The 16,626-nt window shown below is 62.1% G+C and carries 16 protein-coding genes; 6 read left to right on the forward strand and 10 right to left on the reverse strand.

Annotation, left to right across the window (positions count from 1 at the left end; translation table 11 throughout):
• Positions 1–258, reverse strand: a 258-nt coding sequence (locus tag PL599_RS22490; protein WP_271359886.1) for a MobA/MobL family protein, incomplete at its 3' end; no start/stop codon positions are given.
• A 270-nt stretch (positions 259–528) separates the two neighbouring features.
• On the opposite strand from PL599_RS22490, the gene PL599_RS22495 reads away from it, so the two are divergent.
• Both PL599_RS22495 and PL599_RS22500 read left to right on the forward strand, forming a co-directional pair.
• The gene (locus PL599_RS22495) at positions 529–834 is read left to right on the forward strand and encodes a mobilization protein (protein WP_240579523.1); all 306 of its coding nucleotides are present in this window, start codon (positions 529–531) and stop codon (positions 832–834) included.
• Positions 831–2,495, forward strand: coding sequence for a type IV secretory system conjugative DNA transfer family protein (locus PL599_RS22500; protein ID WP_210845938.1), 1,665 nt, complete (start codon positions 831–833; stop codon positions 2,493–2,495). The genes PL599_RS22495 and PL599_RS22500 overlap by 4 nt, the downstream gene beginning before the upstream one ends.
• Before the next feature lie 271 nt (positions 2,496–2,766).
• Here the strand turns inward: PL599_RS22500 and PL599_RS22505 are convergent, their stop codons facing one another.
• From PL599_RS22505 to PL599_RS22535, 7 genes are all read right to left on the reverse strand, one after another.
• On the reverse strand, positions 2,767–3,063 hold the full coding sequence (locus PL599_RS22505; RefSeq protein ID WP_006473490.1) for a hypothetical protein: 297 nt from the start codon (positions 3,061–3,063) through the stop codon (positions 2,767–2,769).
• A 36-nt stretch (positions 3,064–3,099) separates the two neighbouring features.
• Positions 3,100–3,723 carry a ParA family partition ATPase gene (parA, locus tag PL599_RS22510; RefSeq protein ID WP_210845937.1) on the reverse strand — a complete coding sequence of 208 codons (624 nt, stop codon included), beginning with the start codon at positions 3,721–3,723 and terminating at the stop codon, positions 3,100–3,102.
• Positions 3,724–3,790: 67 nt separating this feature from the next.
• Positions 3,791–4,096: a type II toxin-antitoxin system RelE/ParE family toxin gene (locus tag PL599_RS22515; protein ID WP_210845936.1), complete on the reverse strand. Its 306-nt coding sequence runs from the start codon at positions 4,094–4,096 to the stop codon at positions 3,791–3,793.
• Positions 4,093–4,362, reverse strand: coding sequence for a CopG family ribbon-helix-helix protein (locus tag PL599_RS22520; RefSeq protein ID WP_006473479.1), 270 nt, complete (start codon positions 4,360–4,362; stop codon positions 4,093–4,095). The genes PL599_RS22515 and PL599_RS22520 overlap by 4 nt, the downstream gene beginning before the upstream one ends.
• Positions 4,363–4,641: 279 nt before the next feature.
• Positions 4,642–5,517, reverse strand: coding sequence for a helix-turn-helix domain-containing protein (locus tag PL599_RS22525; protein ID WP_216333533.1), 876 nt, complete (start codon positions 5,515–5,517; stop codon positions 4,642–4,644).
• 191 nt (positions 5,518–5,708) lie between these two features.
• A complete protein-coding gene (locus tag PL599_RS22530) occupies positions 5,709–5,918 on the reverse strand; it encodes a CopG family ribbon-helix-helix protein (protein ID WP_210845948.1) in 210 nt (69 codons plus the stop codon).
• Between the two features lie 110 nt (positions 5,919–6,028).
• Positions 6,029–6,589 carry a recombinase family protein gene (locus tag PL599_RS22535; RefSeq protein ID WP_210845950.1) on the reverse strand — a complete coding sequence of 187 codons (561 nt, stop codon included), beginning with the start codon at positions 6,587–6,589 and terminating at the stop codon, positions 6,029–6,031.
• 226 nt (positions 6,590–6,815) lie between these two features.
• Here PL599_RS22535 and PL599_RS22540 point away from each other — a divergent pair, with 226 nt between their 5' ends.
• The 4 genes from PL599_RS22540 to PL599_RS22555 are packed head-to-tail and all read left to right on the forward strand — an operon-like array spanning position 6,816 to position 12,336.
• Positions 6,816–7,106 carry a type II toxin-antitoxin system RelE/ParE family toxin gene (locus tag PL599_RS22540; protein WP_025091540.1) on the forward strand — a complete coding sequence of 97 codons (291 nt, stop codon included), beginning with the start codon at positions 6,816–6,818 and terminating at the stop codon, positions 7,104–7,106.
• A 9-nt stretch (positions 7,107–7,115) separates the two neighbouring features.
• Positions 7,116–7,448, forward strand: coding sequence for a HigA family addiction module antitoxin (locus PL599_RS22545; protein ID WP_240579518.1), 333 nt, complete (start codon positions 7,116–7,118; stop codon positions 7,446–7,448).
• A 50-nt stretch (positions 7,449–7,498) separates the two neighbouring features.
• Positions 7,499–9,400 carry a DNA methyltransferase gene (locus PL599_RS22550; protein WP_240579519.1) on the forward strand — a complete coding sequence of 634 codons (1,902 nt, stop codon included), beginning with the start codon at positions 7,499–7,501 and terminating at the stop codon, positions 9,398–9,400.
• A complete protein-coding gene (locus PL599_RS22555; protein WP_271359888.1) occupies positions 9,400–12,336 on the forward strand; it encodes a DEAD/DEAH box helicase in 2,937 nt (978 codons plus the stop codon). The genes PL599_RS22550 and PL599_RS22555 overlap by 1 nt, the downstream gene beginning before the upstream one ends.
• A gap of 21 nt (positions 12,337–12,357) precedes the next feature.
• On the opposite strand, the gene PL599_RS22560 is transcribed toward PL599_RS22555, so the two are convergent.
• The gene (locus PL599_RS22560; RefSeq protein ID WP_240579521.1) at positions 12,358–13,107 is read right to left on the reverse strand and encodes a DUF6118 family protein; all 750 of its coding nucleotides are present in this window, start codon (positions 13,105–13,107) and stop codon (positions 12,358–12,360) included.
• A gap of 11 nt (positions 13,108–13,118) precedes the next feature.
• Positions 13,119–16,626: Ti-type conjugative transfer relaxase TraA (gene traA, locus PL599_RS22565; protein ID WP_271359889.1), on the reverse strand; the 3,508-nt coding region annotated here is incomplete at its 5' end.

Consider the following 16,626-nt stretch of genomic DNA (forward strand, 5'->3'; position numbering starts at 1 on the left):
GGCAACGCGGGCGTCTTTCCGCTTCTCGACAAACTCGGCGGCATTCCACAAGGCCGAACGATCCTTGGCCCATTCCGCGTTAACGCCTTCCGGCAAGACGATCTCAGCATGTTCCACGCCCTGCTTGGCCGTGTAGTCATGCGTGATTCCGTCGCGCTCGTTGGTCAGCTTCTCTCCGGCACGATAAGCCATTGAGGCGACGGCGCTGCGTCCGCTTGCTCTCGAAACTGGCTTCATGCTCAAATGGTAGATCGCCAACCCGTTTCCTCGATCCTGTTTCCACCTTTTCCGCCAGCCTCCTAGCTGGCGGCGCGCTGAGTTGCGAAGCAACTCGTAAGTGCGCCCTTCTCAACTCAATCGCTACGCTCTTTCGCCGATCGGTGTGGCGCTCGCGGCAAGGTCGATGCAATGAATTGAGGCCGGATTGTGATGCAAAACCGCTGAAAACTCAAGCGTAACAGGCAAACGCTGGAAAAGACGGTCGGGAATGATAGTCTAGGCGAACAACCGGAAAAGGAGATTTGAGGAATGGCGCGCAAAACGATCGAACAACGCTTGGCCGAACTGGATGCGCAGCGCGCCACGCTCAAGGCCCGACTGTCGAAGCAGGAACGCGCCAACGACACGCGCCGCAAGGTGCTGCTCGGCGCGCTCGTCCTGCATCGCCTCGAACACGGCAAGGATGAGGAATTTTCCCGGCGCTTGGGCGAATGGCTCAAGCGTGAGCTGCCCGACTTCCTGACGCGCCCCGGTGACAAGGAACTGTTTGCCGACCTGATCGGCAACGCGCCGGCCGGGGAGACGACAGGCAGCGCCGGGGGGACGGCCGCATGAGTCAGGCGAGACTTGCATGGGGTGCGTTCAAGAACATGATGCGGCAGGCCGCGCGTGATCCGCTATGGGCGTTCGTCGCTCTGCTCGCCGCACCTTTCCGCATCTGGAAACCGCTTCTCGGACTTCTGTTCCTCCTTGTTATCGTCCTGTTCGTCGTCGGCTTCGGTGGCCGCTTCGCTCTCGAACAAATCGGCTTTCGCGTCGGCTCGGTTCCGGTTCTCCTGCTCGATCTCGTCACGCTGCTGGTGCTGCTGGCGCTCGCCTTCCGCTTCCTCACCAATCCGTTGATTATCCATTTCGGGGATATGGACGGCGAAACCCACGGCTCGGCCCGCTTCGCCACCGACAAGGAAACCGCCGCCATTGCCCGCACCGATTCCGGCCTGCTGATCGGCCGCGACGGCAAGACCGGAAAGCTCCTGCGCTATGACGGCCCGGCCCATCTGCTGACGATGGCACCGACGCGCACCGGCAAGGGGGTGGGAACCATCATCCCTAACCTGCTCACCGCCGACCGGTCCGTGATCTGCATCGACCCCAAGGGCGAAAATGCAAAAATCGCCGGACGCGCCCGCCAGCAATTCGGCCCGGTTCACGTCCTCGACCCCTTCGGCGTCACCGGCCAGCCCTCGGCCGCCTTCAATCCGCTCGACACGCTCGACCCGGCCGGCCTCGATGTCGCGGAAGACGCCAGCACCCTTGCCGACGCCCTCGTGTTCGATGAACCGGGCATGGCCGGCGAGGCGCATTGGAACGAGGAAGCCAAGGCGCTGATCGCCGGTCTGATCCTGAAGATTGCCGCCCACGAATCCAGCGGCCGGCTCAATCTCGCCACCCTGCGCGAATATCTTACCCTCCCCCCGGAACAGTTCGCCGCTCTGCTCAAGCGGATGCAGGAAACCGACGAAGCGGCCGGCCTGATCGCGCGCGCCGCCAATCGCCACCTCGGCAAATCCGATCGGGAGGCCGCCGGCGTCCTCTCGGCCGCGCAGCGCCATACCCATTTTCTCGACAGCCCGCGCATGACCGCCGTACTCGGCCGATCTGACTTCCGCTTTGCCGATCTCAAGCGCCGCAACGTCTCGGTGTTCCTCGTCCTGCCGCCCGATCGCCTGTCCACCTATTCCCGCTGGCTGCGCCTGCTCGTCTCGCAAAGCCTGATCGACATGGCCCGCGATCCGGCGAAACCCGCCGTGCCGGTCCTCTATCTGCTCGATGAGTTCGCCGCCCTCGGCCATCTGGCCCCCGTCGAGCGCGCAATGGGCCTCATGGCCGGCTACGGCGTCCAGCTCTGGCCCATCCTGCAGGACGTTCACCAGCTCCGCGCCACCTACGGCCAACGCGCCGGCACCTTCCTGTCAAACGCCGGCGTCCTGCAGGTGTTCGGCGTCAACGATCACGACAGCGCCCGGCTTGTCTCCGATCTGCTCGGGCAGGAAACCGTTGTGTTCCAGACCATGAGCCGCGCGCTCGATTCCGACAAATCCGGGATTTCCTACGGCGAGCAACACACGGCCCGCCCGCTGCTGACCCCTGATGAGGTCCGCAACCTGCCGCAGCATGTCGAATTGCTGTTCCTCGCCGGGCAACGGCCGATCGTCGCCGGAAAGCTCGCCTACTATGCCGATCCCGAGTTTCGGGGCCTGTATGACGCTGCCTGACGTGACAGGAAGCGGACCCGGCGCTTTGCGCCGGGACTTTGTTACGAACGGCCCTCCGGCTCTCTACGGCGCTATTGGGGAGCGCGTTCGCCTCCGTGCCGGCGCGGCTTGCGCCGCGATCCACCGCCGACCTGGTGCAAGCTCTATTCAGGGAAACGCCCGGCCGCGACGACAGCCCCCCGGCCGGCCCGCTCTCATCATCTAGGGCCGTAGGGACGGCCGGGGGGGCGGGCCACACACGCAAGCATTAGCGTATTTAGCTATTTACGTATCAACGTGCATAAGGCTCGATCGGCGGCAATCCGTGCTGTGCCAGAACCGCCGAAAGCCCGGCCTCGGCCATCGCCTGAATTGTCGTCCCCTCTGCATCCGCGAGCTGGCGAAGGCGCTGCCAGTCCGATCGCCGGACCTTGACCGTAAGCGCGACAGTCTCGCCCCCTCCCCTCTTTCGCCTCGGCGTCGGGATTTCCACGGCCGGGCGATCGTCCTCGATCGCTGCAAGGCTGGTGGCCTCCGCGCCGGCCTTCGGGCGGGTGAAGGCCGCGAGGCCGGTTGCTTTCTTTGCCATAGGTTTCGCTCCTTCAATACGCGCTTACGTATTCAGCTATTTACGTTCTAACGTGCTTTTAATCCACGCCCACAAAGCCCGGATTTCCTCCGCTGCTTTCCCTTCGGCCTCGAACTCCGTCACGGCGCTGCCAGTCGTGACGGCGCGGGCGAACGCGCGCCGGTCGGTAATCTCGCCGGGAACGATCGGCAGTCCGTAGGCTTCCAGCGCCGCGCGCGTCTCCCCGATCTCGGGCGCACGGAAGGGGCAGGCAGACAGGACGAACGCGCCGCGCACCTTCGCGGCCGCCACGATCTCGACGGCGGCCGGGACCGCAGCGAGGTCAAACGCGGACGGTCGGACCGGAATCAAGACCAGCTCCGACCTTCGGGCGATCTGGCCGGCCGCCGGGGCGGCATGGGGCGGGGCGTCCACTACGGCCAAGGTCATGCCCTCGCCCTCGGCCGCCCTAAGCGCGGCGTCCAGCTCCCCGGCCTGCGCCGTGGCCACGATCGGCGTTCCGGCTTCCCGCGCGCTCGCCCATGCGGTCGCGCTCTCCTGTGGGTCCGCGTCGATGACGCAAACCCGTTCGCCGGTCGCCTCGGCCGCCACGGCGGTATGAACCGAAAGCGTGGTTTTTCCGCTCCCGCCCTTCTGGCTCAAAAACGCAATGACGTTCATGCGTCAATCCTTCTTTGCGTGAATACGTATTAAAACATATAGCTAAGGACGTTACTACGTCTTTAAGCTAGTGCGGCCATTCCTCGGCCAGCCAGTCGCGCGACGTGTGGATGACGCGCACGATCACGACGCTTTCCCGGCCCCCCACGTCCCGCAGCTCATAGGCGATGATGTAGGGATGCCGGGCGAGGGACTTTTCATAGGTTCCGCTCACCCGCCCCGGCCGGCCGGTCGCAAATTCGCCGAGCTTGTTCCCGGCGTCCTCGATCGCGTCCACGACCCGTTCGGCAGCGAATGGGTTGTCCTCTGCGATATAGCGCAGGATTTCGAGGTTATCCCGCTGCGCCTCAATCGACCAGACAACCGGCCTCATCCGCGCGCGGCTTTCCGGCGCTTCGCTTCCTCGATAACCTCACGCATTTCCGCGACGGCCTGCGCATGGGGGATCACTCGGCCGGCCGCCGCATCAGCCATGCCGCGCTTGATACCGTCGATGATTTCAAGCTCGCGATCGACATAGGCGGCGACGGCCTCGCCGGCGAGGAAGGATTTGCTTCGCTGCGTGTCGTTCGCGATCCGGTCGAGCTTTTCTTTCACATCGGGCCTAACCCGAATCGTCATGGTGGTGCTGGCGGTCATGGAAACGCCTCCGTGTGTTGAATTGTGTACACTCTAGCACGTTTTCCCGGCCGCCGCCATCGCCTTCTAACAGGGTAATACGTTTACACGTTAATACGTATTAACGTAAATAATTAAGCGCCGACCTTGTCCCTCACTCCCTCTCGAATGCCCATAGGACGCTGGCCGCAGGCGCGAACGGTGCGGTTTGGGCGGTGATGGTGCCGCTTTCCGATCCGCCCTATAAGCGAATCGGAACCGCCGCAGGGCCGCGAAAGCGGCCCGAACAGCGGCGACCGCTTATGTTTTCCCTCTTAGATAAAGATCAGATGGGGATTCAGTCTGGTTATCGGACTCACGTTTCATGAAGCTTTTCGCCATGCGCACAAGGGCCTGTCCTAGCGGGCTATCGCCGGCGTCGATCTGCGTTCGCTCATCGAGGGGCAGGGTGGTCTTGTAGGCGTCGATTGCCTCGCTCCAAGCCCGCTGATCCTGTCCATGATCGGCGGGCGGGGGAGGGGCCTTGCCGAACCGTCCAAGGAACTGCCGGGCCTTCTCCGGCAGGGACAGGCGATAGGCGTTGCTGGCCTGCTGCACCTGTGGGCCGCGCCCTTCGTTCCCGGTCGGCTCATAGCGCCGCAGCCAGTCAATGAAGCCATGCGCCCGCAGGTTCTTCAGCGCCCGCACGATCGTATCGCGCGACCGGCCTAGCCGATCCATAATCGTGGTGATTGACGGCTCAAGCCGGCCGGTGCGGAAGTCGATGAGATTGACGAACAGCCGCAGCACGTCCAGCGCCACCGATCCTAGCGGCCCGCTGCGCTCGCCCTTCTCGTGCAAGCCGGCCTCGTTGTAGATTTCGGCCGCCTTCAAGATCGCCTGCACGTCCTTGCGCGTCGTCGGCCGCCATATGCGGCCCTCCGATCGTCCCCGGATATGGCTATGCCGGCGAACTGGCGTCGGGCATCGCTCGGCCGGGGGCATGACCAGGCCAAGCCCGGCCTGTCCCGATCCCCGCCACGCCTCGCGGCGCTCATGGGCGAGCGTGGAGAGCTGCCCGGCGTCTTCCTCGGTGAGCTGGCCAGCGCTGTAGCGCGTCCATACCTCCCGCATGATCTCATCAAGCGCGCTTACGCGCGCGCAGCCGATCGCGGCCGCGATCTGCGTCCTCAACATGCCTGTCATCCTTCCATTTGAAGGACATGACGGCGCGGACGGCAGGCACGACTTCCCTCTTTCCGCAAGAATCAATCTTGCGGATTGGAGTGCTGTAGCGTAGATAAGGGGAGAGCTTTGGCCCCGTCTCTACGGTGTGTCTGACGGCCTACAAAAACGCTCGACCGCGCCAACGGTCGGGCGTTTTGCCGTTATGTCCCTTGCTTCGCTTCGATATAGAACCTCAACGCTTCCTCGATGATCGGCGAGCGCGATGACGCGCCCCGTTCTTCCTTGATCCGGTCAAGTCGCGCGACCAGCTCAACGGGAAGATCGGTGTTTACGAAGGTGCGGCCAGCCTCTCGCAACCTTTGTCGGTGCGCGGCCACGTCCCTCCGAATCCTATCAGAATCGCTTTTCATCGTTACTAGAAAGACCCGAAACCGCCCGATTCTGCAACCCTTTGCGTAAGGGGGCGCGAAAGGCACTACTTCTAGGGCCGGCAACTAAACGTGGTTACGTCAATGCGTATTCACGTTAATGCGTTCTCAAGCGCCCGGTAGAGGGTGGCGCGATGCACATTCAGGAGCCGGGCGACTTCCGCAACCGGCTTTTCCTCGTCCCTGATGAGCTGGCGCGCGTGCGCGATCTGCTCGGCCGACAGGGCAGGGGACGGCCCGAACCGCACGCCTCGGGCTTTCGCCGCGATCCGGCCGGCGCTCGTGCGCTCCACGATCAAGCTGCGCTCGAAATCCGCGATGCCGGCGAACACGGTCAACACCATGCGCCCCGCCGGCGTCGTGGTATCGGCCCACGGCTCGGCCAGCGAACGCAGGCCAGCGCCGGCCTCCTTGATCCGCTCCGCGATCGCCAGAAGGTCGCCGGTCGATCGGGCGAGGCGGTCTAGCCTGGTGATCGTCACCACGTCGCCGGCGCGCAGATGGTCGAGCATCCGCGCCAGCTCGGGCCGGTCCCGCTTCGCCCCGGAAGCCTTTTCCTCGAAGATGCGGACGCAGCCGGCCGCGCCCAGGGCGGCCCGCTGCGCATCGAGGTCCTGGCCGCGAGTCGAAACGCGGGCATAGCCGATGAACACGCGGCCGGCGTCGGAATCTGGTTGGCGGTTCACGGCTTCCCCCTGTCGCAAATCATGTCGCAAGTTTTCTATCACTTGCGACAAAGACATGCGACACGAAAAGCCCTGATTTTCCGGGGGTGGCCGATCTGTTGCAGGTTTTACGACTTACGCGACAAGGCCATGAAATGACGCAAACGTATAGCGTCGCTTGACACTATACGTTTCAGCCTGATAGTGACGGCACATGAGAATCCGAAACGTGGTCCATAAGGGGTTGCGCCGATTCATCGAAGATGATGACGCCACCGGCTTGCAGGCGGCCGTAGTGCCGAAAGTCCGTCGCATCGTCACCTTCCTGCAAGATATGGAGCGGGAAGACGAGCTGCGCACGGTCCCGAGCTGGAAGGCCCATCAGCTCACCGGCGATCGAAAAGGCACCTGGAGCCTGTTCGTTACCAAGAACTGGCGGATCACGTTCCGGATCGACCAAACTGAAATCGAGATCATCGACCTCGACTATGAAGATTACCACTAGGAGGTGGCTATGAGTGCGATGCAGGGCATCCGTATGAAAAACCCCGCCCACCCCGGCGGCTTCGTCAAAAGTGAGATCATAGAGCCTCTTGGCCTTTCGGTCACGAGCGCGGCGCAAGTTCTAGGTGTTACGAGGGCGGCGTTGTCGGCCATGCTGAACGAGCGCGCGCATCTTTCCCCGGAAATGGCGCTCCGGGTCGAGAAGGCTTTCGGCGTGTCGATGGATACGCTCATGCGGATGCAGAACAGCTATGACATTGCCCAGGCCCGCAAGCGGGAAGGGGAAATCAACGTCGCGCCCTTCAAGGGTAAGCCGCTCGATCCGCAAGCGGCACTGATCTGAACCGGCGACAATAGGAATACAGCCGCGCAAAGCGCGGGTAGGGGCTTTGTATGAAAAGTTTGCTAGAACAACTTCCGTCAATCGTCGCGGAAGGCAAGAAGGAAGCGGAGCGCGTTATAGAGCGTGCCGAGAGCAACTATCGCCTCGGACTCCAAACACGCGAGCTTGTTATTCCATCGAAAGATACAGATTGGAAAAATCTGTTTTCCGGAATTAAAGACACCCCAAGCGATCATGCCAGCAGGTTAATTTACGGCGACAATCTTCTTGCAATCGCTGCGCTGCTTGCCGGAAGCGAAGACAATGAATCGCTTAGAGGTAAAATCGACTTAATTTATATTGATCCTCCATTTGATAGTAAGGCTGACTATAGAACATCTGTTAAATTACCGTCATTTGATAGTGAAACTGGAAATATCCTTATAAGTCAAAAGCCAACTATTATTGAGCAGTTTGCATATACAGACACTTGGCGCGACGGTGCATTTTCATATCTGCGCTCTATGGTTCCACGGCTATCGTTAATGCGCGAATTACTTAGCCCAACAGGGTCAATATTCACACATATTGACTGGCATGTTGGTCATTACGTTAAAATACTAATGGACGAAATTTTCGGAAAACAAAACCTCCGGAATGAAATTGTCTGGTGCTATCACGGCCCCGGATCGCCCGGAATGCGCCAATACAATAGGAAACACGACACGATATTTTGGTACTCAAAATCCGATGAATGGATTTTTCAGGACCAAGATATTCGTGAGAAGCATAGTGAGAAGACACTTGGGAATTTCAAGTCCGGATTAGAAGGCTCTGGATTTATAGCTGACGACTACAGCTTGGAAGAAAAGGGGAAAATTCCTGAAGATTGGTGGGTGATGGCTATTGCTGGCCGTTATCCTGTCGATGGGCGCAAAAGGGTAGGGTATGACACCGAAAAACCGTGGCCACTCATTGAGCGTATCGTGAAAACAGCTTCAAAGCCCGGCTCCATAGTTGCCGACTTCTTTGGAGGCTCTGGGGTGGTCGCGGCCGTAGCGGAAGCAAATAACCGCAAATGGGTCGTATCAGATATAGGCAAACCAGCCTGTATGATTATGAGAAAGCGGCTCATCGACCTCGATGCTAAGCCGTTTCTTTATCAGCACATTGGCGACTATCAGGTTGAACAGATGCGCTCCACGATGGGGAGCCGCTTCCGCATCGGTGATCTGGCTGAAATCGTGCTCGGCCTCTATGGCGCGCTTCCGTTGCCCGTCGAGGAAAACCCGAACAAGAACATGGGTCGGATTCAAGGAAGCAAAACGCTCGTCCTCGCGGACAGCCCCAACAAGATGACCGGCCTCGCCACGCTGCGCCGTGCAATCGAAATCCGCGACAACCTCATGGGCGGGTGGGATAAGGTCGTTATCCTAGGATGGAATTTCTCCCCCACGATCGGCCATGACATTGAGGCACTGGGGCAGGGGGACCGACTGGAAGTGCTTGTGATCCCGCCCGATCTGCTCGACCGGCTGAAGAAGAAGGGGCACAAGCTCAAAGCCGACGAAGTGCGTTTCTCGTCGCTACAATATCTCAAGCTCGGCTCAATCGCGCGCGACCGTCAGGGCGACAATGAAGCCCTTTCTGTTTCGATCGCCAACTATGTGCTGCTATCACCCGATGCTTTGAACCTTGACGAGGCCAACCGGGAAAAACTGCAAAATGTCATCAACGCCGATCCGCTGGCATTGATAGAATATTGGAGCGTCGATCCTGACTATGACGGCGAGGTGTTCCGCTCTGTGTGGCAGGACTATCGCGGAAACACCGAGAACGATGCCGATGCCTATCGCGTCGTCACCACGGCCCGGCTTACCGGCCTTCCCAAAAAGGCCGGCCCGCGCCGCGTCTGCGTGCGCGTGGTCGATGTGTTCGGCTTCGAGGCCGAAGCGACAATCGAGGTGGCATGATGGCGAGCATCAACGATCTTTCGCTTGCCAAGGGATTGACCGCCAAGGTCGAAGACGCCTGCGCCGGCCTGGAAAGCGGCGAAGCACCTATCCTAGATCATGTCTCGGAGATCACGGCCGAGCTGTTGAAATGGTGGTTCCAGACTGAATTTCAGGACGCCCGCACCTTCAACTTCCATCCTGGTCAGCGGCAAGCCCTGCTGAACGTGATCTATGCCCATGAGGTTTTGGGCATTGCGTCCCTGAAAGACCTCTACCAGATCGCCGCCCCTGACGTGATGCTGACCAGCACGCGAGATTCCGAAATCATCCGCGCGCCGAAAAACGCCTATCCGAAATATTGCCTGAAAATGGCGACCGGAACGGGAAAGACCTGGGTGCTGCAAGCCCTTATGGTCTGGCAGATTCTCAATGCGAACCGCGCGCCGGATAGCGACCGCTACACCAAAAACTTCCTCGTCGTAGCCCCCGGCCTGATCGTTTACGATCGGCTGCTTGACGCCTTCATGGGGAAGGAACGTGACGGCAAGCGCGATTTCTCGATTTCCGACCTGTCGGTCTTCCAAGAATTGTTCATTCCCGATTCCTACCGGGATGAAGTTTTCCGCTTCGTTCAAGGGGCAGTCTGCCCGAAAGAGGACATTGGCCGCAAGGTCACGGCCGGCGGCATCATCGCCATTTCCAATTGGCATGTGCTGTCGGAAGAAGGCGAACCGCTTGAAGATGAGGAAATCACCGCGCCGGGTGAATCCGCCGATCCGAAAGCCGTTGTGCAAAGCATCCTTCCCCTGACGCCCGGCACCAACCAAGGCAATGATTTGAACGTGCTGAACCGTCGCTATGAGCGCGGCGGCATCCTCTCCTACCTGAAAGACCTGCCCGCGCTCATGGTCTTCAACGACGAGGCGCACCATATCCACGAGTTCAAGCGGGAAGGCGAGGTGACGGAGGTTGAATGGCAAAAGAGCCTCAACCTGATCGCGGAACCCAAGGGCCGCCGCTTCGTCCAGGTGGACTTTTCGGCCACGCCTTATAACGAGGTCGGGACTGGCCGGAACAGCCGGAAATCCTATTTCCCGCACATCGCCGTTGATTTCGACCTGAAGACGGCCATGCGCACCGGCCTGGTCAAATCCCTTGTCCTCGACAAACGCTCCGAAATCGGCGCGCTGAGCCATGAGGAACTGGATTTCAAGGCCGATCGGGATGAGAACGGCAACCCCATGCTGTCCGAAGGGCAGCGTATCATGTTGCGCGCCGGCCTGACCAAGCTCCGGAAGCTGGAAACCGATTTCGCCGCCCTCGACCCGGACAAGCATCCAAAAATGCTGGTGGTCTGCGAGGATACCACGGTGACGCCCCTTGTTGCCGATTTCATGCAGCTCGAAGGGCTGGCCGACGACGAAGTGTTGCGCGTCGATTCCAACCGCAAGGGCGAGCTGAAGCCCGACGAATGGAAGGTGCTGCGCGAACGCCTGTTCGACGTGGACCGTCACAAATCCCCGCGCGTCATCGTGAGCGTGCTCATGCTGCGCGAAGGCTTCGACGTGAACAACATCTGCGTCATTGTCCCGCTGCGCGCATCGAGCGCCGGCATCCTGCTTGAACAGACGATCGGGCGCGGCCTGCGTCTGATGTGGCGCGGCAATGAATACGACGACATAAAGCGGGAGAACCGCCAGCTCATTCGCGGCGGAAAGACACCCTCCAACATGATCGACATTCTTTCGATCGTGGAGCATCCGGCGTTCCAGGGCTTCTATGACGAGCTGATTCAGGAAGGCTTGGCGGCTGAAGCAGATGATGACGACGACGAGGCGAATGGCAGCTCGACCGGCGACCTGATCTCGGTTGGCCTCCGGCCGGGCTTCGAGGAATACGATTTCGCCATACCCTTCATCCTGCGGGAACAGGTCGAGGCGCTGGAAGATACCCATATCGACCCCTCGAGCCTCGCGCCGTTCGGATCGTTTTCGCTCCAACAACTCAAGGGGCAGATCGGCCAGGGCGAGAAGTTCCATTCCGAAGACGTGCAGGCGAAAACGCGCTTTGGCGACTATCGCGTGCATGGCGGCGTGATGACCGCGACGGGATATAATGACTACCTGGCCCGGATCACGCGCCGGATCACGGAAGCCGTCACCCTGACGGATACCACAAACAGCTCGAAGGCTTTCGCCAACGCCAGCAAGTTCCCCTATATCCAGATAAACCGGGCCGAGATGGCCGAGGGCATCGACACCTTCATTCGTCGGCACCTGTTCGGCCAGGAGCTAGACCCTCTCACGGATGAGAACTGGCGCGTCCTGCTGATCGACCCGGTGACAGAGCACATTATCAAGGTGTGGGCGCGCGCCATTCTCGAAGCGGAAGACAGCGTGATTGTCGCCAATGCCGAGGTCGCGCATCGGCGTCTTTCGGAAGTGCCCAAGCTCGCCATGCGGGAGGGGTCATCGCTGGCCGTCGAGAAAGCTATCTATCTGCGCCTTCCCTACCCCTCGCGGAACGGCGGCCTTGAACTGGCATTTATGGAAACCTGCGAGCGTGACGCCAGCGTTGAAGCCTTCTGCAAGATCAACGAGCAGAAACACACCTTCGCGCGCCTGCGATACATCAAGGAAGATGGGCTTCCGGCGTTCTATTCGCCGGATTTCTTCGTGAGAGCAAGCGGCGCGATTTATCTGGTGGAAACAAAGGCACAAGGCCAGCTCACCAGCCCGAACGTGCTGCGCAAGCGCAAGGCCGCCGTTTCATGGTGCGACCGGATCAACGCCCTTCCTCCGGAACAGCGTAGCGATTCCGAATGGCACTATGTCCTTCTCGGGGAAGACACCTTCTATGGCTGGCGAGACAAGGGCGGCTCGATCGCTGATCTTCTTGCCTATGCCCGGCTGCGCCCTGTCGAAGACAAAGGCCAGGCTAAGTTCGCCTTCTGAACTTCACGCCGGGGCAGCAATCTATTGCCCCGGCGCTTTCACGGTGATGGTGCAACGCTGATCCTCGCCGGCCGTGCGCGCGGCCTCCCAACAAGCCGCTACCGCCTCCCTGTTCACTTCAAGGAGCTGATCGGCCGACGCCACGCGCTGCCATGCTTCCGGGCTGCCGAACGCCATGAGGCTCATGCCGGCCTGCCACGGCCTTTCGCCCATGACGACGCTGGCGACACGCGGCGCGGCCGAGAACGGCAACAGGCGCGGAAGGAACAGCATCACCAGCGCGCCGGCGAGCAGGCCGATAGCGAAGGCGACGACAAGCCACCAATTTTGACGATCGCGCTCCCGCGCGCTGGCGACGTGCGCCGAAAGATTGCGGCCGGCGCGCTCGAGGTCGGCCGCCTGCCGCTCGAGCTGCTGCGCGGCGGTGCGTATCAGGGCCTCGCCGCTGCGCTCGAGGAGCGCCGCATAGTGCTGCGCGCCCTGCTTGAGAATGGGCGATTGCTCTACGCCGTGCATCCGCTCCGCAACATTGTCGAGCGCCTGCACGAGCTGGGCGAGCTGGGGCTTATAGTCCTGCGCCGGCTCGATCTTTTCGAGCTGGTCAAAGGCCGCTTCCAGCCCGCGCCGCATCACGGTCATTTCCGCGCCGATCTGCGCGCCCTGCGTCTCGATCGTGCGCCGTAGCGCGTCGAACGCGGCGGCCGGATCGCCGGCGTCCTCGTCCAGTGCTTCCGGCTCGATTCCTTCCCTGTCGTCGTCCAGCTCCGCCATGTTCTCCGTGCCTACCTTTCCATGCCGATGCCCCGGCTAAGCCGGTGGCCGCGTGTCATTTCATCTTGCAGCGCGCGGGCAATGGTCTGCTCGCGGCGAAGCTCCTGCCCGATTCCAAGCTCCTGCCGGCGATTGCGCAGGATGGAATCTACCTGCGGGTCACGCTCAAGGCTCTTGGTCATGCCGTTCATCTGGCTTTCAACCTTGGCGCGGGCATCGTCATGTTGCCAGCCGCGAAGCTCCCGGCGCTGCCCCTGTAGCTCCTGCCAGCGTTCAACGAACCGCTCGGCCCGGATATTCGGGTCTTGCAGCGCGGCGTTTTCGCGCTTCATCCCGTCGATAACATGCGCGACACGCTCCCGGCCGGAAAGCTCGGTCATGGCGCGCGCGGTCGCCGGGTCGTTTTCCAACGTCGAGCGCATCAAATCTTTCAGACCGTCGCGCACCTGGTCGAGCTGCTGGCCGGCCTGCTGCATTTCCTGCCGTTGCATGTCGAGAACGGGCAGGCCGTCGCGCCGGTGCTGGTCGATCGACTGATAGGCCCGCGAATAGCGGTCAACGGCCTGCTCAAGCGGCGACTGCCCCCGCGCCCGCTCGGCCAATTTATCGGTATGGGGGCGGTCGGGCGTCGGCGCCTGCCGCAAGCTCCCTTCCCTTTCCGGCCGCTCTGTGCGCTCCTGTGAGGGCGCAGGGCGCGCATTGAGCTTGAGGCCGGCGAACATACCGCGCCGCTGCTTCTCGGCCTGCTGCGGCCGTTTCTGGTCGATCTGCGGGCCGTCCTCGCCGACGCGATCCTGCTGCGGCCCCTCGGCCGCCGCGCCGCGCCCGAGTTTCAGGCCCTCGAACGGATTGCGGCGCTGCTGTCGATCGCCGGCGAGATCCTCGCGCGGATCTGCACGAAGATCCTGCGCGAGATCCGCGCCGACTTTTTGCGAGGATCTCGGCGCGCGGTCCTCGATGCGCTCCCGCTCGGCCGTCGGTTCCCGCTCCGCACGTAGCCCGGCCGCGCGCTCGGCCGGAATCTCGATCTCGCTGCGGACGCCCATTTGCTCCGCGATCCCGCGCCGCTCGGCAAAGTCGCGGGTATAGTCGAGCGTCGTTTCCTTCACGCCCGACCGGGACAGGCGGCGTTCTAGCTGGTCATAGGCCAGCTCGCCGGCGTCCTGAACCTTCCATGCGTTCCGGTGCGTCTCGGTGCCATCGGGCAAGGTGACGGGGGTAGAGCCTAGATGTTGAAGGCCGATCTTCTCCCCGATCTCCGGCGCGGCCTCCTTCATGGCCCGCTCAAGATCAACGCCCCATAGGGTGCGCTGCTCGCCCTTGTCGTTTTCCAGCGTCACGAAATAGCTGTCGGACTTCTGCGGGTCGTGCTCATAGGGCGCGGCCCCATGCTCGACCAGGCGGCCGGCATTGGTGAACTCGTCCTGGGCGGCGTAGAGCTGCACCCCGTCACGATGCCGGGTCATGGCGACATAGGTTAGATGCCGGTCCATCGTGCCCGACGCCATCACATATGACCGATCGACCGTCGCGCCCTGGTTCTTGTGAATCGTCGTCGCATAGCCGTGGTCGATCGCCTGATAGTCGCCCATCGGCACGCTGACGCTGCGCCCTTCCGCGCCGCTCGGCCCGTCGAGCTGCGCGACGATCCGGCCGGCCTCGACATGCTCGACGGTGCCGAGCATCCCGTTTTTCACGCAAAGGTCGCGGTTGTTCTCAAGGAACACGATGCGGTCGCCCGGCGCGAACTCCCGCTTTCCGTCATTGGTCTGGAAGGACAGCGCGCCGGCGTCCTCGCCCCGCGCCAGCTCGCCCCGGTCCTGTAGCTCCGTCCGGATCGCGTCATTGATGGCGTGAACATCGGCACGGCGATGCGCCATCGCAACCCGGGTTCCCTCCGGCCGCTCGTCGCGGTCGGCAAGGTAATCGCGCACGATCTGGCCGCGCGCGTCCTCGCCTGTCTCGGCAAAGCTGATAGCGCCGTGATCCCGGTATGCCGCCAGCCCCTCGGCCGTCCGGTGCGTGGCGAAGTCAACGGAAGCCTCCCGCTGCCAGTCCACGCGCTGCCGGCGTATCTCGGAAAGCTCGGCATGGCCGATTTCCTCCGTGATCGCCCGGAACGGTGCGCCGGCCCCGATCGCCTGTAGCTGCTCATGGTCGCCGACTAGGACGATCTTCGCCCCGCGCGCCTCGGCCTCGCCAACGAAGCGGGCGAGCTGCCGGCTCCCGACCATGCCCGCCTCGTCGATCACGAAGACGTCGCCGCGGCCGATCATGCCGCGGTCGTTCTCCCAACCGCGGGACCATGACGCCAGCGTGCGGCTCTGGATGCCGGAACTTTCTTCCAGGCCCTCGGCCGCCTTCCCCGACAGGGCCGCGCCGTGGACTTGATAGCCCTCGGCCTCCCATGCCTCGCGGGCGGCCGCGAGCATGGTGGACTTGCCAGCGCCGGCGAAACCGACCACGGCGGAAATCCGCTCCGGCCCGGTGATATGCTCGATCGCCCGGCGCTGCTCGTCCGACAGCCGGGCGGAAGCATCGCCGGCGCTACGCTGAATGGCGGCGTCCTGCCGATCTATAGCGCGCTCGACATGCCGGCGATCGACGCCATGAGATTGCGCCTGGTGCATCCGCTGCGCGCTCTCGATCATGCCGGATTCGATCTCGACCATTTCGCGGGTCGAGAACCGCGCAAGCTCGATTTCCCCGGTTGCCGTGTCCACCCGCTCGGCCTGCAACTCCACAAGTGCCGGCGAGGCCATCACCTTTGCAAAGGCGCTCTGGAACTCCTGCACATCATCGTTGATGTAGCGATGCAGGGTCCGGGCAATGTCGCGCCGGTCGAACACGCTCTTTTCGCCGGTGATGAGGGTTAGAACCTGCTCCGGCTTCTCGCGGATAAGATCGGCGTTCCGCTGCGCCGCTTCCTCGTCCAGCCGCGTGCGCCCCACGTCGAGGCCGCGCCGCTCCATCTGCGTGGCATGGACGCCCATATGCTCGGTTGGCGAAATCTCTAGCCCGCGCTCCATGTGCGAACGATGGTCGATCCGAATATCATGACCGGCCATCGCAAGCCGCTCGTTCGCGATCCCCTCCCACGTCTGGCGAAGGTCGCGAAGCTGCATGTCGGTCGTCGCCAGACCATTCGACAGCAGCCATTTGTTTTCGCGCTCAAGATAGGTCTTGTCGCCTAGCCCGTCCTCCGTCACCTGCCGCGTGGTCATGAGAATGTGGGCATGATGATTGCGAACGTCGCTCGCATCGTGCGGCCCGTGAATGGCGAAATCGACCGCCGCGCCGTAGCGGTTCGCCAAATCCTGCGCCATCTCCCGCGTTGCCTCTAGGCGCTGCTCGGCCGAAAGCTCATGCGGCAAGGCAATCTCAAATTCGCGGGCAACGCGGGCGTCTTTCCGCTTCTCGACAAACTCGGCGGCATTCCACAAGGCCGAACGATCCTTGGCCCATTCCGCGTTAACGCCTTCCGGCAAGACGATCTCAGCATGTTCCACGCCCTGCTTG

Origin of the sequence: Agrobacterium sp. ST15.16.055 (genome assembly GCF_027956555.1) — a bacterium.
Taxonomy (GTDB): Bacteria; Pseudomonadota; Alphaproteobacteria; order Rhizobiales; family Rhizobiaceae; genus Agrobacterium; species Agrobacterium salinitolerans.